Below are 14855 nucleotides of genomic sequence, written 5' to 3'. Positions count from 1 at the left end.
GGCGTCCCATGCAAGACCCGCGATGCGCGCGGGTGCGGCTCCCTGTCCGTGCGGTGTCGGCCCATCGTGGGACCATCGTCGGGTGAGTCCCGCATCCCCCGCCCCCGCGCCGCTCCACCTGGTACTCGGTGACGAGGAGCTTCTGGTCGATCGTGCGGTCACCGGCATCGTCGCCGAGGTCAGGGCGAGCTCGGCGAACGCCGAGGAGCTGCCCGTGACCAGGCTCCGGGCGGGTGACGTGAGCGTCGCCGAGTTCGCCGAGCTGCTCAGCCCCTCGCTGTTCGCCGAGGATCGGGTGATCGTGCTCGAAGCCGCCGCCGAGGCGGGCAAGGACGCGGTCGCCCTGGTCCTCGACGCCGCGGCCGCGCCCCCCGAGGGATTCGTCCTGGTGATCCTGCATTCCGGCGGCGGCCGCGCCAAGGCGATGGTGGGGGCGCTACAGAAGTCCGGCGCCGTCGTGCACGAATGCGCCAAGCTCAGCAAGCAGGGCGAGCGCGCCGACTTCGTGCGCGGCGAGTTCCGTGCGGCGGGCGTCCGGGTCTCGCCGGAGGTGATCCAGGCGGTGATCGACGCGGTCGGGTCGGATCTGCGCGAGCTGGCCGCGGCCTGCTCGCAGCTCGCCGCCGACACCGGCGGACTGATCGACGCCGCCGCCGTGCAGAAGTACTACACGGGCAAGGCCGAGGTCTCGGGCTTCGACGTCGCCGAGCTGGCGGTGTCGGGCGACCGCACCGGTGCGATGGAGGCGCTGCGGTGGGCGATGCTGCGGGGCGTCCCGCACGTGCTGCTCGCCGACGCCCTCGCCGACGCCGTGCACACCGTCGCCCGGGTGGGCTCCGCGGGCCGCGGTGACCCGTTCCGGATGGCGTCGGAGCTGGGCATGCCGCCATGGAAGATCAAGAAGGCGCAGGGGCAGGCGCGCGGCTGGGGCTCCGAGTCCATCGGTGAGGCCCTCGGCGTCGTCGCCCAGCTCAACGCCGACGTCAAGGGCGCGGCCGCGGATCCGGACTACGCAGTGGAGTTCGCGGTGCGGCGGGTCGCCGAGCTGTACCGGTGAGTCCGGCGCCGGACGGCAGCGGGCGTGCGCTCGAGCGGGCGCGTGCTCTGCTCCGCCCGGACGAACTACGTGCGAGCGCGAGCGCCGATGCCGGTTACCTCGATCTGCTCCCTGACGCGGGCTCGCCGCGACCGACGGCGGCTCAGCACGCGATGAACAATCGACTCGTCGCCGCCGTGTACGAGCGGGTCTGGCGTCCGGTCTGGACCGCCGCGATGGGGGCCAACGGGCTGTCGGCAGGCGGCGAGCGAGCGACGGCGGCCGCCGATCTCGGCCTGGCCGGTGAGCAGCGGGTCCTCGATGTGGCGTGCGGCCCCGGCAACTTCACCCGTTACTTCGGCGAGCGACTCGACGGGGAGGGGATCGCGGTCGGGTTCGACATCTCGCGGCCCATGTTGGACCAGGCGGTGCGCAGCGGTCGCGGACCGCACACCGCCTACGTGCGTGGCGACGCCAGGCGGTTGCCGTTCGACGACGGGACCTTCGATGCCGTCTGCTGCTACGCCGCGCTCTACCTCGTGCCGGAGCCGATGACCGTCGTCGACGAGATGATCCGGGTGCTCGCGCCCGGCGGTCGGATCGCGGTGATGACCAGTTACGGCCGCGAGCACCCGCTGTTGCGGTCGGCGCTCGGGTTGGCGGCGGGCACCCTTGGCGTCCGCATGTACGACCGCACGACCCTGCCGGACGCGTTCGCGGCGGCGGGCCTGATCGAGGTGGCGCAGCAGATCCGCGGGGTCACCCAGTTCGTCAACGCCCGCAAGCCCTGACGCGGGAACGCGAAAAACCGCCCGGTCGTGGACCGGGCGGTTTCTGCGAGACGGTTTACGTCAGAGCTTGTTGGCGGCCAGCGCGAGGGCCGACTTCTTGTTGGCAGCCTGGTTGGCGTGGATGACGCCCTTGCTGGCTGCCTTGTCGAGCTTGCGGCTCGCGACCAGGAGGAGCTCGTCGGCCTTCGCCTTGTCGCCCGAGGACGCAGCCTCACGGAAGGAACGGATCGCGGTACGCAGCGAGGACTTCACCGACTGGTTGCGCAGTCGCTGGCGCTCGTTGGTAGCGATCCGCTTCACCTGGGACTTGATGTTGGCCACGCGTAGAATCCTGTCGTTTTCGCTCGGTTTCTTGTCTAAGAAGCTTTGGGCGCACTTGGGCGCCGACGGTCGAGATTACCAGGGATGCCGCTGTGAACCCAAACCGGCATGCGTTCCCCGAAACGGCCTCGATGTCGTTGTGCAGGGTACCGGCCTCGCGTAGCGTCCGGCCGGAGTCCTTGTGGTACGCCCTAAACCGATCTCATCGAAGGTGGCACATGTCTCCAACTGCGCAGGAAATCGCCGAGAAGGAACCGATCTCGGACGCCAAGAAGTACATCGCCGAGGGCATCGGCACGTTTGTATTGGTGTTCGCATCCGTGGGCACCGCGGTGATCGCGGGCGACAAGGTCGGCAACCTCGGCGTAGCCCTGGCGTTCGGCCTCACCCTGCTGTTCCTCGTGTACTCGATCGGACCCATCTCGGGCTGCCATGTGAACCCGGCTGTCACCTTCGGTCACTTCCTGCTCGGCCGGATCGCCATTGTCAAGGCCGGTCTGTACGTGGTGGCCCAGTTGCTCGGCGGCCTGCTCGCGGGCGTCGTCCTCTACTCGGTGGCCAAGTCGCTGCCCTCCTACAATCGCGCGGCGTCGGGGCTCGGCGCGAACGGGTGGGGTGAGCACAGCCCGTCGGCGATCAAGGGTCCGCTGGGCATCGGGGTGCTGGAGAACGGGTACGGCCTCGCCGCGATGATCGTGATCGAGGTGCTGCTCACCGCGCTGCTGGTGTTCGTGGTCATGGCCTCGACCGACCAGATCTCGGACGTGCCGCTGGCAGGCATATCCATCGGTTTCACCCTGGCGGTGATCCACCTGCTGTCGATCCCGATCGACAACACGTCGGTGAACCCGGCCCGCAGCATCGCGGTGGCGCCCTACCAGGACGGCGCGCTCGGCCAGCTGTGGGCGTTCATCGTGTTCCCCCTGATCGGCGGCGCGCTCGGCGCGCTGGCCTATCGAGGGGTGTTCGGTCGATACGACCGGATCAACATCTAGCGGGACCCGGATCGAAGACAAAGGACCCCGGCGCGGACCGCGCCGGGGTCCTTTCATCTGTCACGGACGTCGCATTTGTTCAATCGCGGTGTCGGTGGCCGGTCCTACGCTCACCTCATGCAGGCAGACAGCACGTTCTCCGTGACCTCTTTCGAGCCGACCGAGTACACCTCGCCGATCCAGACCGGACTCGACGTCGGGTACACGTACATGACCAAGACCTTCGCCGGCGACATCGAAGGCACCTCCCGGACTCAGTTCACCTCCGCGTTCTCCCAGGAGACCGGGGTGGGCACCTACGTCGCGATGGAGTCGTTCGAGGGATCGATCGGCGACCGCCGCGGCACGTTCAACTTCGCGCACATGGCCACCACGGACGGCGCCGAGCGCACCCACCACCAGCTCGTCGTGGTACCGACCAGCGGGACCGGCGACCTGGTGGGGATCAACGGGACGGGTGAGCTGCTGGTCGACGCCGACGGCACCCACCGGCTGCGGCTCGACGTGGAGTTCGCCGGGAGCTGATCCGCGCGGCGGGCCGGAAGTGCCTCAGCTCCAGCTGAAGTCGGACCGCAGGCGGGTCGCGACCTGGTCGAACCGGCGCTGATCGAGGATGGCCCCCTCGCGGCGGATCCCGGCCTCGGGGACGTCGAGCACCCGGTCGAGGCGCACCCAGCTCGGGCGGCCGGCGCTGTCCCAGGAGCCGGAGCCGACTCCCATCCAGTTCCGGTCGCCGTCCCGCTCGGAGTTCGAGGACAGCATCAGGCCGAGCAGGGTGTCGCCGTCGCGCCCTACGACAAGGACCGGCCGGTCCTTGCCCTGGTGGGCATCCTCCTCATAGGTCACCCAGGTCCACACGACCTCGCCCGGGTCGGCCCGGCCGTCGAGGTCGGGGGAGTACTCCACCCGGCGGGCGCGATGCGCGGTCGGCACCGCGGTGGAGGACACGGGTCGTCCGGGCTTGAGGGGCGACTTCGGCTTCGGGGCCTGCTCGACCCGGGCCTTGCCGGGCAGCACACCCGAGCGTTGCAGCTCCTTGAACAGGCGGGGACCCTCGCGCAGCGCGATGCTCCCGAGTTGCTTGCCGATCTGCGTCCAGCTTCGTGCCATGCGTCCAACTTATCTGCGCGGCGGGGACCGGCACCGTGCGGCCGGATCGGATCCGGGCCGCGGGTGATGGAGCGGCGCCGACCGTCGCTGAGTCGCTCCGGTGCCGCCGCGCGCCGACCCGGGCGATATCCTGGGGCGACGACTTACCGCAGCCCGGGTCGGGCCGCCGCCAGTGACGAGTTCAGGAGCCCCGAAATCAGCAGCTTCGCCGACACGACGTTCACGGATCCCGCACGGATTCGGAACTTCTGCATCATCGCGCACATCGACCACGGCAAGTCGACTCTCGCGGACCGGATGCTGCAGCTCACCGGAGTGGTCGATCCGCGGCAGATGCGCGCCCAGTACCTGGACCGGATGGACATCGAGCGCGAGCGCGGCATCACCATCAAGGCGCAGAACGTGCGGCTGCCCTGGGTCGTCACGAACGAGGACGGCACCGAGGAAGAGATCGTCCTGCACCTGATCGACACGCCCGGTCACGTCGACTTCACCTACGAGGTCTCCCGCGCGCTGGAGGCCTGTGAGGGCGCCGTGCTGCTGGTGGACGCCGCGCAGGGCATCGAGGCGCAGACGTTGGCGAACCTGTACCTGGCGATGGAGAAGGACCTCACCATCATCCCGGTGCTCAACAAGATCGACCTGCCAGCGGCCGACCCCGACCGCTACGCCGCGGAAATCGCGCACATCGTCGGCTGTGAGCCCGGCGACGTGCTGCGGGTCTCCGGTAAGACCGGCGTCGGGGTCAAGGAACTGCTCGACGAGGTCGTCAAGCAGGTGCCCGCGCCGGTCGGCGACGCCGACGGCCCGGCGCGCGCGATGATCTTCGACTCGGTGTACGACGCGTACCGCGGCGTGGTCACCTACGTGCGAGTGGTGGACGGCAAGATCCGTCCCCGCGAAAAGATCACGATGATGTCGACCGGCACCACTCACGAACTGCTCGAGGTGGGCATCATCTCGCCCGAACCCAAGCCCACCGTCGGCCTTGGCGTCGGCGAGGTCGGCTACCTGATCACCGGCGTCAAGGACGTCCGCCAGTCGAGGGTCGGTGACACCGTCACCACCTTCCGCAACGGCGCGACCGAGCCGCTGGTCGGCTACCGCGACCCCAAGCCGATGGTGTACTCGGGCCTGTACCCCATGGACGGCTCCGACTACCCGGTGCTGCGCGACGCGCTCGACAAGCTGCGGCTCAACGACGCTGCGCTGGCATACGAGCCGGAAACCTCTGTGGCCCTTGGCTTCGGCTTCCGCTGCGGCTTCCTCGGGCTGCTGCACATGGAGATCACCCGGGACCGGCTCGAGCGTGAGTTCGGCCTCGACCTGATCTCGACGGCGCCGAACGTGGTGTACCGCGTGACGATGGAGGACGGCACCGAGCATGAGGTGACCAACCCGTCGTACTGGCCGGAGGGCAGGGTGCGCGAGGTGTACGAGCCGATGGCCAAGTGCACCGTCATCGCGCCGAGCGAGTACACCGGCGCGATCATGGAACTGTGCCAGAGCCGTCGCGGCGAGCTCGGCGGCATGGACTACCTCTCCGAGACCCGGGTCGAGCTGCGCTACACGCTGCCGATGGGCGAGATCATGTTCGACTTCTTCGACGCCCTCAAGTCGCGGACCAAGGGCTACGCCAGCCTCGACTACGAGCCGACGGACGAGCAGCAGGCCGCGCTGGTGAAGGTGGACATCCTGCTGCAGGGCGAGGCCGTCGACGCGTTCAGTGCGATCGTGCACAAGGACGCGGCGTTCGCCTACGGCAACAAGATGACCACCAAGCTGCGCGAGCTGATTCCGCGCCAGCAGTTCGAGGTGCCGATCCAGGCCGCGATCGGCGCGAAGATCATTGCGCGCGAGAACATTCGCGCGATCCGCAAGGACGTGCTCGCCAAGTGCTACGGCGGCGACATCAGCCGTAAGCGCAAGCTGCTCGAGAAGCAGAAGGAGGGCAAGAAGCGGATGAAGACCATCGGTCGGGTCGAGGTCCCGCAGGAGGCCTTCGTGGCGGCGCTGTCGAACGAGTCGGTGACGGACAAGCCGAAGAAGTAGGCGCCGCGCGCACAGTCGGCGAAGCCGCGACAGGAGAGGAATTCGGCATGCTCGAGACCTGGCTGACCAGGGAACTGCGGATCGAGGTGCCGATCCTCGGCGCGCCGATGGGCGGCAGGGCCGGCGGCGAACTGACCGGCGAGGTGTCCAAGGCCGGCGGCCTCGGGCTGCTCGGCGCGGCGCGGTATGCGACCCCGCAGTGGGTGGCCGAGGAGGCGGCGGTGGCCCGCCGCATCGGCGGTCGGTTCGGCGTCGGGCTGATGACGTGGGCACTCGACGACGACGACACCCTGCTCGACGCGGCGCTGGCGGAGGAGCCGGTGCTGGTGTCGCTGTCCTTCGGCGACCCGGCCGCCTACGTGCCTCGGGTGCACGCCGCGGGTATCCCGGTCGTGTCCCAGGTGAACACGCTCGACGACCTGCGGGTCGCCGAGCGGGCCGGGGTGGATCTGGTGATCGCCCAGGGTGGCGAGGCGGGCGGGCACACCGGCCAGATCGGCACCCTGCCGCTGCTGCAGGAACTGCTCGACGCGACGGACCTGCCGGTGGTCGCGGCAGGCGGTATCGGAACGGGGCGGGGGCTGGCGGCGGTGATCGCCGCGGGTGCGGAGGGCGCGCTGATCGGCACCGCCCTGCTGGCCAGCCCGGAGACCATCGGACCCGGCTACGCCAGGGAACGGGTGGTCGAGGCGGGCAGCGCCGACACCGTGTACACCTCGGTCTTCGACCAGGCTCGTAGCCAGCCGTGGCCGAGCCGCTGGGGCGGCCGGGCGATCGCGAACGAGTTCACCGAGGCCTGGCACGGCGCCGAGGGGTCCGAGGAGACCCTCGCGGAGGCCTACGACCCGAACGATCCCGACCTCGGCGTGGTGTACGCGGGTGAGGCGGTCGGCCTGGTGCACTCGGCCCGACCCGCGGGCGAGGTGGTTCGGCAGATCGCGGACGACGCGGAGCGGCTGCTCCGCCGGTTCGCCTGACGAAGCCCTGGCGCCAACCCTCGAGGCATGCGAAGGTTAGCCTTCGCTAACTTTGAAGGAGTGATGTGGGTGCGTGCGGTGAGGCTGGTCACGGCGACGCTGCTCGGGGCGGTGGCGATCGCCGCCGCCGGGTGCAGCGCGGACGCCGGTGCGGACGACGGCGCCGATCGGACGACGACGATCGAGCACAGGTTCGGTTCCACCACGATCGAGGGGACCCCGACCCGGATCGTGGCGGCGGGCAGCCAGTGGCTGGATGCGCTGCTCGAATTCGGCGTGCAGCCCGTGGCCTACCTGGCCGCAGGGGACCGCGGCGACGAACGCGGCCTCTACCCATGGGAGAGCTCGCTCGATGCGTCGGCGGTGGAGCTCGACCGGGCGGTCCTCACCCAGCTGGGCGCACCCCTGCCGGTGGAGGAGATCGCCGCGCAGAAGCCGGACCTGATCCTCGGGTCGTTCGTGGCAAGCCGGAGCGACTTCGATCGGGTCGACAAGATCGCGCCCACCATCGGCGAGATCGGCGACGCACAGGTCGACTCCTGGGAGGACCAGGTGACGGCGCTCGGCCGGATCCTCGGCGAGGAGGACCGGGCCGCGGAGATCGTCGCCACCACCAACAGTGAGATCGACGGTCTCGCCGCGCGACTGCCGGGGCTGAAGGGCAAGACGGCTGTGCTGTCCCAGTTCGTCTTCGCGACCGACCAGCTCGTCGTCGTCGCCGATCCGAAGGACGGCGCCAGCCAGACGTTCGCCCGGCTCGGCATGACGGTCCCGCCGCGCCTCGTCGAGGAGGCGGGGGCGACGGGCGGGCGACTGCTGCTCAGCCCCGAGCGGGTCGATGCCCTCAGTGCGGACCTGGTGGTGATGCTGCCCAACGGCGGCACCCGTGACGACCTGATGAAGCTCCCCGGGTTCGCCGCGCTGCCCTCGGTCGGCAGCGGCGGCCTCGCCGTCGAGGACTACCCGACGGTGGTCGGGTTCAACACCCCCTCGAGCGCCTCGCTGCGCTACTCGCTGGACCGGATCACCCCGCAGCTCGAGGCGATCGGCGGCTGACTGCGGGTCGACCCGCAGCGTCTCAGGTGGGGCCGTGTGCGGGCTGGAAGGTGCCGGTGTCGCCGGCCTCCTCGGCCCGGATCACGTGCACCACGGCGTTGATCAGCGCCAGGTGGGTGAAGGCCTGGGGGAAGTTCCCCAGGTGCCTGCCGGTCCGCGGGTCGATCTCCTCGGCGTACAGCTTGAGGGGGCTGGCGAACCCGAGCAGCCGCTCGCACAGCCGCTTGGCTCGCGGCAGTTCGCCGATCTCGACCAGCGCCGACACCAGCCAGAACGAGCAGATGGTGAACGTGCCCTCCTCGCCGGCCAGGCCGTCGTCGGTGGTCTCCACCCGGTACCGCAGCACCAGGCCGTCGTCTGTCAGCTCGTCGGCGATGGCCAGCACCGTGGCGCGCACCCGATGGTCGTGTGGGGGCAGGAAGCGCAGCAACGGCACCAACAGCAGCGAGGCGTCCAGCGAATCGTCGCCGTAGCGCTGCGTGAAGACGCCCCGGTCGTCCACCCCGTGTTCGAGGATGTCGTCCTTGATCTCGTCGGCGATCCGCGCCCACTGCTCGGCATACGCCTTCTCGCCGTGCAGGATGGCCAACTTGCTGCCGCGGTCGAGGGCGACCCAGCACATCACCTTCGAGGAGGTGAAGTGCTGGGGTTCGCCGCGCACCTCCCAGATCCCGCGGTCGGGCTGACGCCAGTGCTCGATCGCCTCCTCGACCTGCCGCTTGAGCAGCGGCCACAGCGATTCGGGGACCCGGTCGCGCGAGCGCACGTGCAGGTACACCGAGTCGAGCATGGTGCCCCAGATGTCGTGCTGATTCTGGTTGTAGGCGCCGTTGCCGATGCGGACCGGGCGGGCCCCGTCGTATCCGGACAGGTGGCTGAGTTCCTCCTCCTCGAGGGTCTTCTCGCCGCCGATCCCGTACATCACCTGCAGCGGGTTCGGGTTACCGTCCTCGGACCGGGACACGTCGTAGATGAACGAGAAGAAGTCGTTCGCCTCCCGGTCGAGGCCGAGGGTGTACAGGCCCCATAGCGCGAAGGTGGAGTCGCGCACCCACGCGTACCGGTAGTCCCAGTTGCGCTCGCCGCCAGGGGTTTCCGGCAGGGAGGTGGTGCAGGCGGCGAGCAGCGCGCCGGTCGGGCTGTAGGTCAGGCCCTTGAGCGCGAGTGCGCTGCGCTGCAGGTAGCCGCGCCACGGGTGGTCGGGGAAGCGGCCGATCGTGATCCACTGGCGCCAGCACTCCGCGGTCTGCCACATCTTGTCCGCGGCCTCCTCGAAGGTGCCGGGCGGGGGCACGTCGGACCAGGACAGGGCGACGAAGCCGTTGTCGCCCTCCCGCATCCGGGTCCGGATCCGCGCTTCGCGGCCTTCGAGACCGAGTTTGAAATTGGTGGTCAGCCGCAGGGTGGGGTGCGCGCCGAGGGCGCTGCCGTCGCAGGTGGCGGTGGCCTCCTCGTAGACCTTGCCCGTGTACTCCCACTTCGCGGCGGCACGGTGGTAGTCGAAGGCCGGCTCGCAGCTCATCTCCAGCTCGATGGTCCCGCTGACACACTTGATGGTCCGCAGCAGGATGCCCTCGGCATCCCAGTCGGTCGGGGTCCGTCGATGGGTCTTCGAGCGCTCCTGGATGTTGTGCCACGGGCCCATCACCAGGGCGTCGCGCACGATGAGCCAGCCGGTCTCGGTCTGCCAGGTGGTCTCGACGATCAGCCCGCCCGGCAGGTAGCGCCTGGCCGCGGGCACGTTCTGCCCGTAGGGGCCGATCCGGAAGTGGCCCGCGCTCCGATCGAGGACCGCACCGAAGACGCTCGGCGAATCCGGGCGGGGCACGCACATCCACTCGACCGAGCCGTTGCGGGCGATCAGGCAGGTGGTCTCGCAGTCGGAGAGGAACGCGTAGTCGTCGATGGGCGGGAAGGTGCTGCGATGGTGCTCCAGGTCGATGCGCGCAGGCAGGTTCGCGGGCACCATTTCGCCGTTCGTGAGCTGCTCGGTGTCATCGAGTGGGGCCATCTGATCATCGAGTGGGGCCATCTGATCATCATCTGCCCGACGGGCGTGGGCGTCCACCGGAGTGGGGGCGATAGGCTGACCGGGTGACGCAGATTGCCAGCTGGTGGGACGGACTCGAGCTCTGGGTGATCGGGCTGCCCTTCATCCCGCAGCTGATCCTCGTGATGGCGGTGATGATGCCGCTCGCGATCGGGATCGCCAGCGGCGCCGACCTGCTGCTCGCCAGGATCTTCGTGCTGCTCGGCCGGGACTCGGCCCCCTCCGCCGTGACCGAGGACGGTGCACGCTGATGCCCCGCTCACGTGTCACCCTCGCCCTGATCGCGCTCATGCTCCTGGTCCTGATCGGCTGGCTGCTGACCAGGTAGTGGAACGGCGCCGGCTCCAGTTCGATCGGCGCCGGTAGCTCTGCTACATTCGTCCGCGTGTCTGCAACCGCCGTGCACCAGGTCCGCCATGAACTGGCGTTGATCGCTGTCGGCATGCTTGCGGTCGCCGACATCGACTGTTGTCGATTCCAGTAGCCGCACGAGCCACCTGAGCCGCGGCCGGTTCCGCCCCACGTAGCGGGCGACAACCCCAATTCTGTGTCACCGTGAGACCACGCCGTCGCCGGCAGTGGTCCCACGCTGCGGTCTGAGGACCGGACACCCACCTCTTTGCCCTCGTGGCACACCTGTGAAAGGCAATTCACATGAGCGCGCGCTCTCGCATCACCCGTTCCGGCCTCCTGCTGGCCGCCGCCGTCACCGCCGCATCGGTCGCGCTGACCGCGTGCAGCGGCGGTTCGAGCGACACCGTCGGCGCCGAGGGCGGCGCGAGCGATGGCAGCGGGGGCACCATCAGCCTGTTCGCCTACGCGGTCCCCAAGCCCGGCTACGACAAGCTGATCCCGGCCTTCAACGACACCGACGAGGGCAAGAACGTCGAGTTCCAGCAGTCCTACGGCGCCTCCGGTGACCAGTCCCGCAAGGTCAAGGACGGCGCCCAGGCCGACTTCGTCAACTTCTCCGTCGAGCCGGACATCACCCGCCTCGTCGACGCGGGCCTGGTGAGCGAGGACTGGAACAAGGACGCCTACAACGGGATCCCGTTCGGCTCCGTCGTGACGGTGGTGGTCCGCAAGGGCAACCCGAAGGGCATCAAGGACTGGGACGACCTGCTCCAGCCCGGCCTCGAGGTGGTCACGCCCAACCCGTTCAGCTCGGGCTCGGCGAAGTGGAACCTGTTGGCTCCGTATGCCGCCAAGAGCGACGGCGGCAAGAACCCGCAGGCCGGACTCGACTACCTGAACACGCTCGTCACCGATCACGTGAAGGTCCAGCCGAAGTCCGGTCGTGAGGCCACCGAGACCTTCCTGCAGGGCACCGGCGACGTGTTGCTGAGCTACGAGAACGAGGCCCTGTTCGCCGAGCGCAACGGGGACCCGGTCGAGCACGTCACCCCGCCGGTCACGTTCAAGATCGAGAACCCGGTCGCCGTGATCAACAACAGCAAGAACCTCGAGAAGGCCAACGCGTTCAAGGACTTCCTCTTCACCACCGAGGGTCAGAAGCTGTGGGCCGAGGCCGGATTCCGTCCGGTCGATCCCGCTGTCGCGGCCGAGTTCGCTGCCGACTTCCCTGCGCCCGCGAAGCTGTGGACGATCGCGGACCTGGGCGGCTGGAAGGCCGTCGACGAGAGCCTGTTCAAGAAGGAAACCGGCTCCATCGCGACGATCTACGACAACGCCACCAAGTAATCTGACCGTGACCAGCATTACAGAAGCAACGACGGGGGGACTGGTGTCCGAGTCCGTAGGACAGCAGTCGACCGAGACCGGTCCCCCCGCTCGGCCTACCCGCGCGAAGAAGCGCAAGTGGACCGCCGTGACCGGCACCGTTGGCCCGCTTGGCATCGGCGTCGCGATGCTCTGGCTCAGCGTCATCGTGCTGCTCCCGCTCGCGGCGCTGACGGTGACCTCGTTCGAGAACGGCCTCAGCGGGTTCTGGGACGCCGTGACCAGCCCGGTCGCGCTGGCCTCGCTGCGCGTGACCGTCACGGTCTCGGCGGTCGTCGCCCTCATCAACGTGGTGATGGGCACCCTCATCGCCTGGGTGCTGGTCCGCGACGAGTTCCCCGGCAAGCGAATCGTCAACGCGCTCATCGATCTCCCGTTCGCGTTGCCGACCATCGTGGCGAGCATCGTGCTGCTGGCGCTGTACGGGCCGAACAGCCCGATCGGTGTGCAGCTCAACGCCACCCAGCCCGGCCTCGTCGTCGCGCTGGCGTTCGTCACGCTGCCGTTCGTGGTCCGGTCGGTGCAGCCGGTGCTGATCGAGACCGACCGGGAGGTGGAGCAGGCCGCCGCGTCCCTCGGCGCCAGCAACTGGACCATCTTCCGGAAGGTGGTGCTGCCGATCCTGTCGCCTGCGATCATCAGCGGCGCGGGCCTGGCGTTCGCCCGGGCGATCGGCGAGTACGGCTCGGTCGTGCTGATCGGCGGCAACATCCCGCGCGAGACGCAGGTGACCTCGCAGTACATCCAGCAGCAGATCGAGATCGACCGGCCGGTCAACGCCGCCGCCGTGTCGGTGGCGCTGCTGGCGATCGCCTTCGTCACCCTGTTGGTGTTGCGGCTGATCTCGAGCCGCAACCAGCGACGTGAGGAGCAGGCCCAGTGAACCTCTCGACCGGATCGAAGCTCGGGATGCGGGTCGTCGCGCTCGGCTACCTGTTCCTGCTGCTGCTGGTGCCGATCGGCGTCATCCTGTGGCGCACCTTCGAGCGGGGCATCGGCGCCTTCATCGATGCGATCACCACCCCGGCGGCGATCTCGGCGCTGAACCTCTCGCTGCTGATCGTGGCCATCGTCGTGCCGATCAACGTGATCTTCGGCATTGTCACGGCCCTGGCACTGGTCCGGGGACGGTTCCCCGGCCGCGGCCTGATGCAGGCCGTCGTGGACCTGCCGTTCGCGGTCTCGCCGATCGTCGTCGGCGTCTCGCTGATCCTGCTGTGGGGCGTCAACGGCTGGTTCGGCGTACTGGACGAGGCAGGGTTCCGGGTGATCTTCGGCCTGCCCGGCATGGTGCTGGCCACCATCTTCGTCACGCTGCCGTTCGTGGTCCGCGAGGTCGAGCCGGTGCTGCACGAGATCGGTGACGAGCAGGAGCAGGCCGCCGCGACCCTCGGCGCCTCCAAGTGGCAGACCTTCTGGCGGATCACCTTGCCCGCGATCCGCTGGGGCCTGACCTACGGCGTCGTGCTCACCGTGGCCCGTTCGCTCGGCGAGTTCGGCGCGGTGATCATGGTGTCCTCGGGGTTCCCCGGCGTCTCCCAGACCCTGACCCTGCTCGTGCACTCGCGCTACATCGACGATCACAACACCTTCGGGGCCTACTGCGCGGCGACGCTGCTGATGGGCATCGCGCTGGTGACCCTGCTGCTGATGACGCTGCTCGACCGCAAGAGGAGCAACACATGATTTCCGTGATCGGCGCCAACAAGAACTTCGGTGACTTCGCGGCCCTGGACAACCTGTCGCTGGACATCCCGGCCGGTTCCCTGACGGCGCTGCTCGGCCCGTCCGGGTCCGGCAAGTCGACCCTGCTGCGGTCGATCGCCGGGCTGGAGAACCCGGACTCGGGGACCATCACCATCGGGGGCAAGGACGTCACCGGTGTGCCCCCGCAGAAGCGCGACATCGGCTTCGTGTTCCAGCACTACGCGGCGTTCAAGCACATGACCGTTCGCGACAACGTCGCGTTCGGGCTGAAGATCCGCAAGCGGCCGAAGCCCGAGATCGACAAGAAGGTCAACGAGCTGCTCGAGATCGTCGGCCTCGACGGCTTCCAGCACCGCTACCCGGCCCAGCTCTCCGGCGGTCAGCGGCAGCGCATGGCGCTTGCCCGCGCGCTCGCCGTCGACCCGCAGGTGCTGCTGCTCGACGAGCCGTTCGGCGCGCTCGACGCCAAGGTTCGCGAGGACCTGCGGACCTGGCTGCGGCGGCTGCACGACGAGGTTCACGTCACGACCGTCCTTGTCACCCACGACCAGGAGGAGGCGCTCGACGTCGCCGACCGGATCGCGGTGCTGAACAAGGGGCGGATCGAGCAGGTCGGCACCCCGCGTGACCTCTACGACACGCCCGCGAACGACTTCGTGATGTCGTTCCTCGGCCCAGTGGCCAAGCTGAACGGCCAGCTGGTGCGCCCGCACGACATCCGCGTCGGCCGCGACCCCAGCATGGCGGTCGCGCAGAAGGCAGGCACCGCGGAATCGGCAGGCGTGACCAGGGCGACGGTCGAGCGGGTGGTGCACCTCGGCTTCGAGGTGCGGGTGGAGCTGCGCAACGCCGCCACCGGCGACCTGTTCGCGGCCCAGGTGACCCGCGGCGACAGCGAGGCGCTGCAGCTCAAGGAGGGCGAGACCGTCTACGCCCGCGCGACCCTGATCCCCAACATCCCGGCCTAGGCCGCTCCGCGGCCCGTGCGCGGTTGACGAGTCCAGACACGAGTGAACCCCC

General features: G+C 69.1%; 16 protein-coding genes. 13 read left to right on the top strand and 3 right to left on the bottom strand.

The features are described from left to right. The first annotated feature begins 82 nt into the window (after positions 1–82). Both holA and ACWFRB_RS09665 read left to right on the top strand, forming a co-directional pair. Positions 83–1057 (top strand): DNA polymerase III subunit delta, encoded by a 975-nt coding sequence (gene holA, locus ACWFRB_RS09670; protein ID WP_452640577.1) that lies wholly within the window; start codon positions 83–85, stop codon positions 1055–1057. Continuing rightward, positions 1054–1827 carry a class I SAM-dependent methyltransferase gene (locus ACWFRB_RS09665; protein ID WP_452640576.1) on the top strand — a complete coding sequence of 258 codons (774 nt, stop codon included), beginning with the start codon at positions 1054–1056 and terminating at the stop codon, positions 1825–1827. The genes holA and ACWFRB_RS09665 overlap by 4 nt, the downstream gene beginning before the upstream one ends. A gap of 60 nt (positions 1828–1887) precedes the next feature. Here the strand turns inward: ACWFRB_RS09665 and rpsT are convergent, their stop codons facing one another. Further along, positions 1888–2148 (bottom strand): 30S ribosomal protein S20, encoded by a 261-nt coding sequence (gene rpsT, locus ACWFRB_RS09660; RefSeq protein WP_027499933.1) that lies wholly within the window; start codon positions 2146–2148, stop codon positions 1888–1890. 218 nt (positions 2149–2366) lie between these two features. Here rpsT and ACWFRB_RS09655 point away from each other — a divergent pair, with 218 nt between their 5' ends. After that, the gene (locus ACWFRB_RS09655) at positions 2367–3143 is read left to right on the top strand and encodes an aquaporin (RefSeq protein ID WP_452640574.1); all 777 of its coding nucleotides are present in this window, start codon (positions 2367–2369) and stop codon (positions 3141–3143) included. Positions 3144–3260: 117 nt separating this feature from the next. Further along, positions 3261–3668, top strand: coding sequence for a DUF3224 domain-containing protein (locus ACWFRB_RS09650; RefSeq protein ID WP_452640572.1), 408 nt, complete (start codon positions 3261–3263; stop codon positions 3666–3668). Between the two features lie 24 nt (positions 3669–3692). Here the strand turns inward: ACWFRB_RS09650 and ACWFRB_RS09645 are convergent, their stop codons facing one another. After that, complete coding sequence (locus ACWFRB_RS09645; RefSeq protein WP_452640570.1) at positions 3693–4253, bottom strand: type II toxin-antitoxin system PemK/MazF family toxin; 561 nt, start codon at positions 4251–4253, stop codon at positions 3693–3695. Positions 4254–4448: 195 nt separating this feature from the next. Here ACWFRB_RS09645 and lepA point away from each other — a divergent pair, with 195 nt between their 5' ends. The 3 genes from lepA to ACWFRB_RS09630 all read left to right on the top strand — a co-directional run bounded on the left by lepA (position 4449) and on the right by ACWFRB_RS09630 (position 8338). Continuing rightward, a complete protein-coding gene (lepA, locus tag ACWFRB_RS09640; RefSeq protein ID WP_452640674.1) occupies positions 4449–6305 on the top strand; it encodes a translation elongation factor 4 in 1857 nt (618 codons plus the stop codon). Between the two features lie 47 nt (positions 6306–6352). Next, on the top strand, positions 6353–7282 hold the full coding sequence (locus tag ACWFRB_RS09635) for an NAD(P)H-dependent flavin oxidoreductase (RefSeq protein ID WP_452640569.1): 930 nt from the start codon (positions 6353–6355) through the stop codon (positions 7280–7282). A 69-nt stretch (positions 7283–7351) separates the two neighbouring features. Beyond that, positions 7352–8338, top strand: coding sequence for an ABC transporter substrate-binding protein (locus ACWFRB_RS09630; RefSeq protein WP_452640568.1), 987 nt, complete (start codon positions 7352–7354; stop codon positions 8336–8338). Between the two features lie 22 nt (positions 8339–8360). Here ACWFRB_RS09630 and ACWFRB_RS09625 read toward each other — a convergent pair whose 3' ends face one another. Then, entirely contained in the window at positions 8361–10307 is a 1947-nt protein-coding gene (locus tag ACWFRB_RS09625; RefSeq protein WP_452640672.1) for a glycoside hydrolase family 15 protein, read from the bottom strand. A 125-nt stretch (positions 10308–10432) separates the two neighbouring features. Here ACWFRB_RS09625 and ACWFRB_RS09620 point away from each other — a divergent pair, with 125 nt between their 5' ends. The 6 genes from ACWFRB_RS09620 to ACWFRB_RS09595 all read left to right on the top strand — a co-directional run bounded on the left by ACWFRB_RS09620 (position 10433) and on the right by ACWFRB_RS09595 (position 14803). Further along, complete coding sequence (locus tag ACWFRB_RS09620) at positions 10433–10639, top strand: hypothetical protein (RefSeq protein WP_452640567.1); 207 nt, start codon at positions 10433–10435, stop codon at positions 10637–10639. 134 nt (positions 10640–10773) lie between these two features. Further along, positions 10774–10872, top strand: coding sequence for an Ms4533A family Cys-rich leader peptide (locus ACWFRB_RS09615; RefSeq protein ID WP_452640566.1), 99 nt, complete (start codon positions 10774–10776; stop codon positions 10870–10872). Positions 10873–11042: 170 nt separating this feature from the next. Next, a complete protein-coding gene (locus tag ACWFRB_RS09610; RefSeq protein ID WP_452640565.1) occupies positions 11043–12089 on the top strand; it encodes a sulfate ABC transporter substrate-binding protein in 1047 nt (348 codons plus the stop codon). Between the two features lie 127 nt (positions 12090–12216). Further along, positions 12217–13011: a sulfate ABC transporter permease subunit CysT gene (cysT, locus tag ACWFRB_RS09605; protein ID WP_452640670.1), complete on the top strand. Its 795-nt coding sequence runs from the start codon at positions 12217–12219 to the stop codon at positions 13009–13011. 26 nt (positions 13012–13037) lie between these two features. Beyond that, on the top strand, positions 13038–13814 hold the full coding sequence (cysW, locus tag ACWFRB_RS09600; protein WP_452640669.1) for a sulfate ABC transporter permease subunit CysW: 777 nt from the start codon (positions 13038–13040) through the stop codon (positions 13812–13814). Then, entirely contained in the window at positions 13811–14803 is a 993-nt protein-coding gene (locus tag ACWFRB_RS09595) for a sulfate/molybdate ABC transporter ATP-binding protein (protein WP_027499945.1), read from the top strand. The genes cysW and ACWFRB_RS09595 overlap by 4 nt, the downstream gene beginning before the upstream one ends. The last annotated feature ends 52 nt before the right edge of the window (positions 14804–14855 follow it).

This window comes from Rhodococcus sp. NPDC055112, assembly GCF_053607505.1.
The sequence above is the reverse complement of the archived record's forward strand: the minus strand, read 5'-3'. Positions and strand labels throughout refer to the sequence as shown.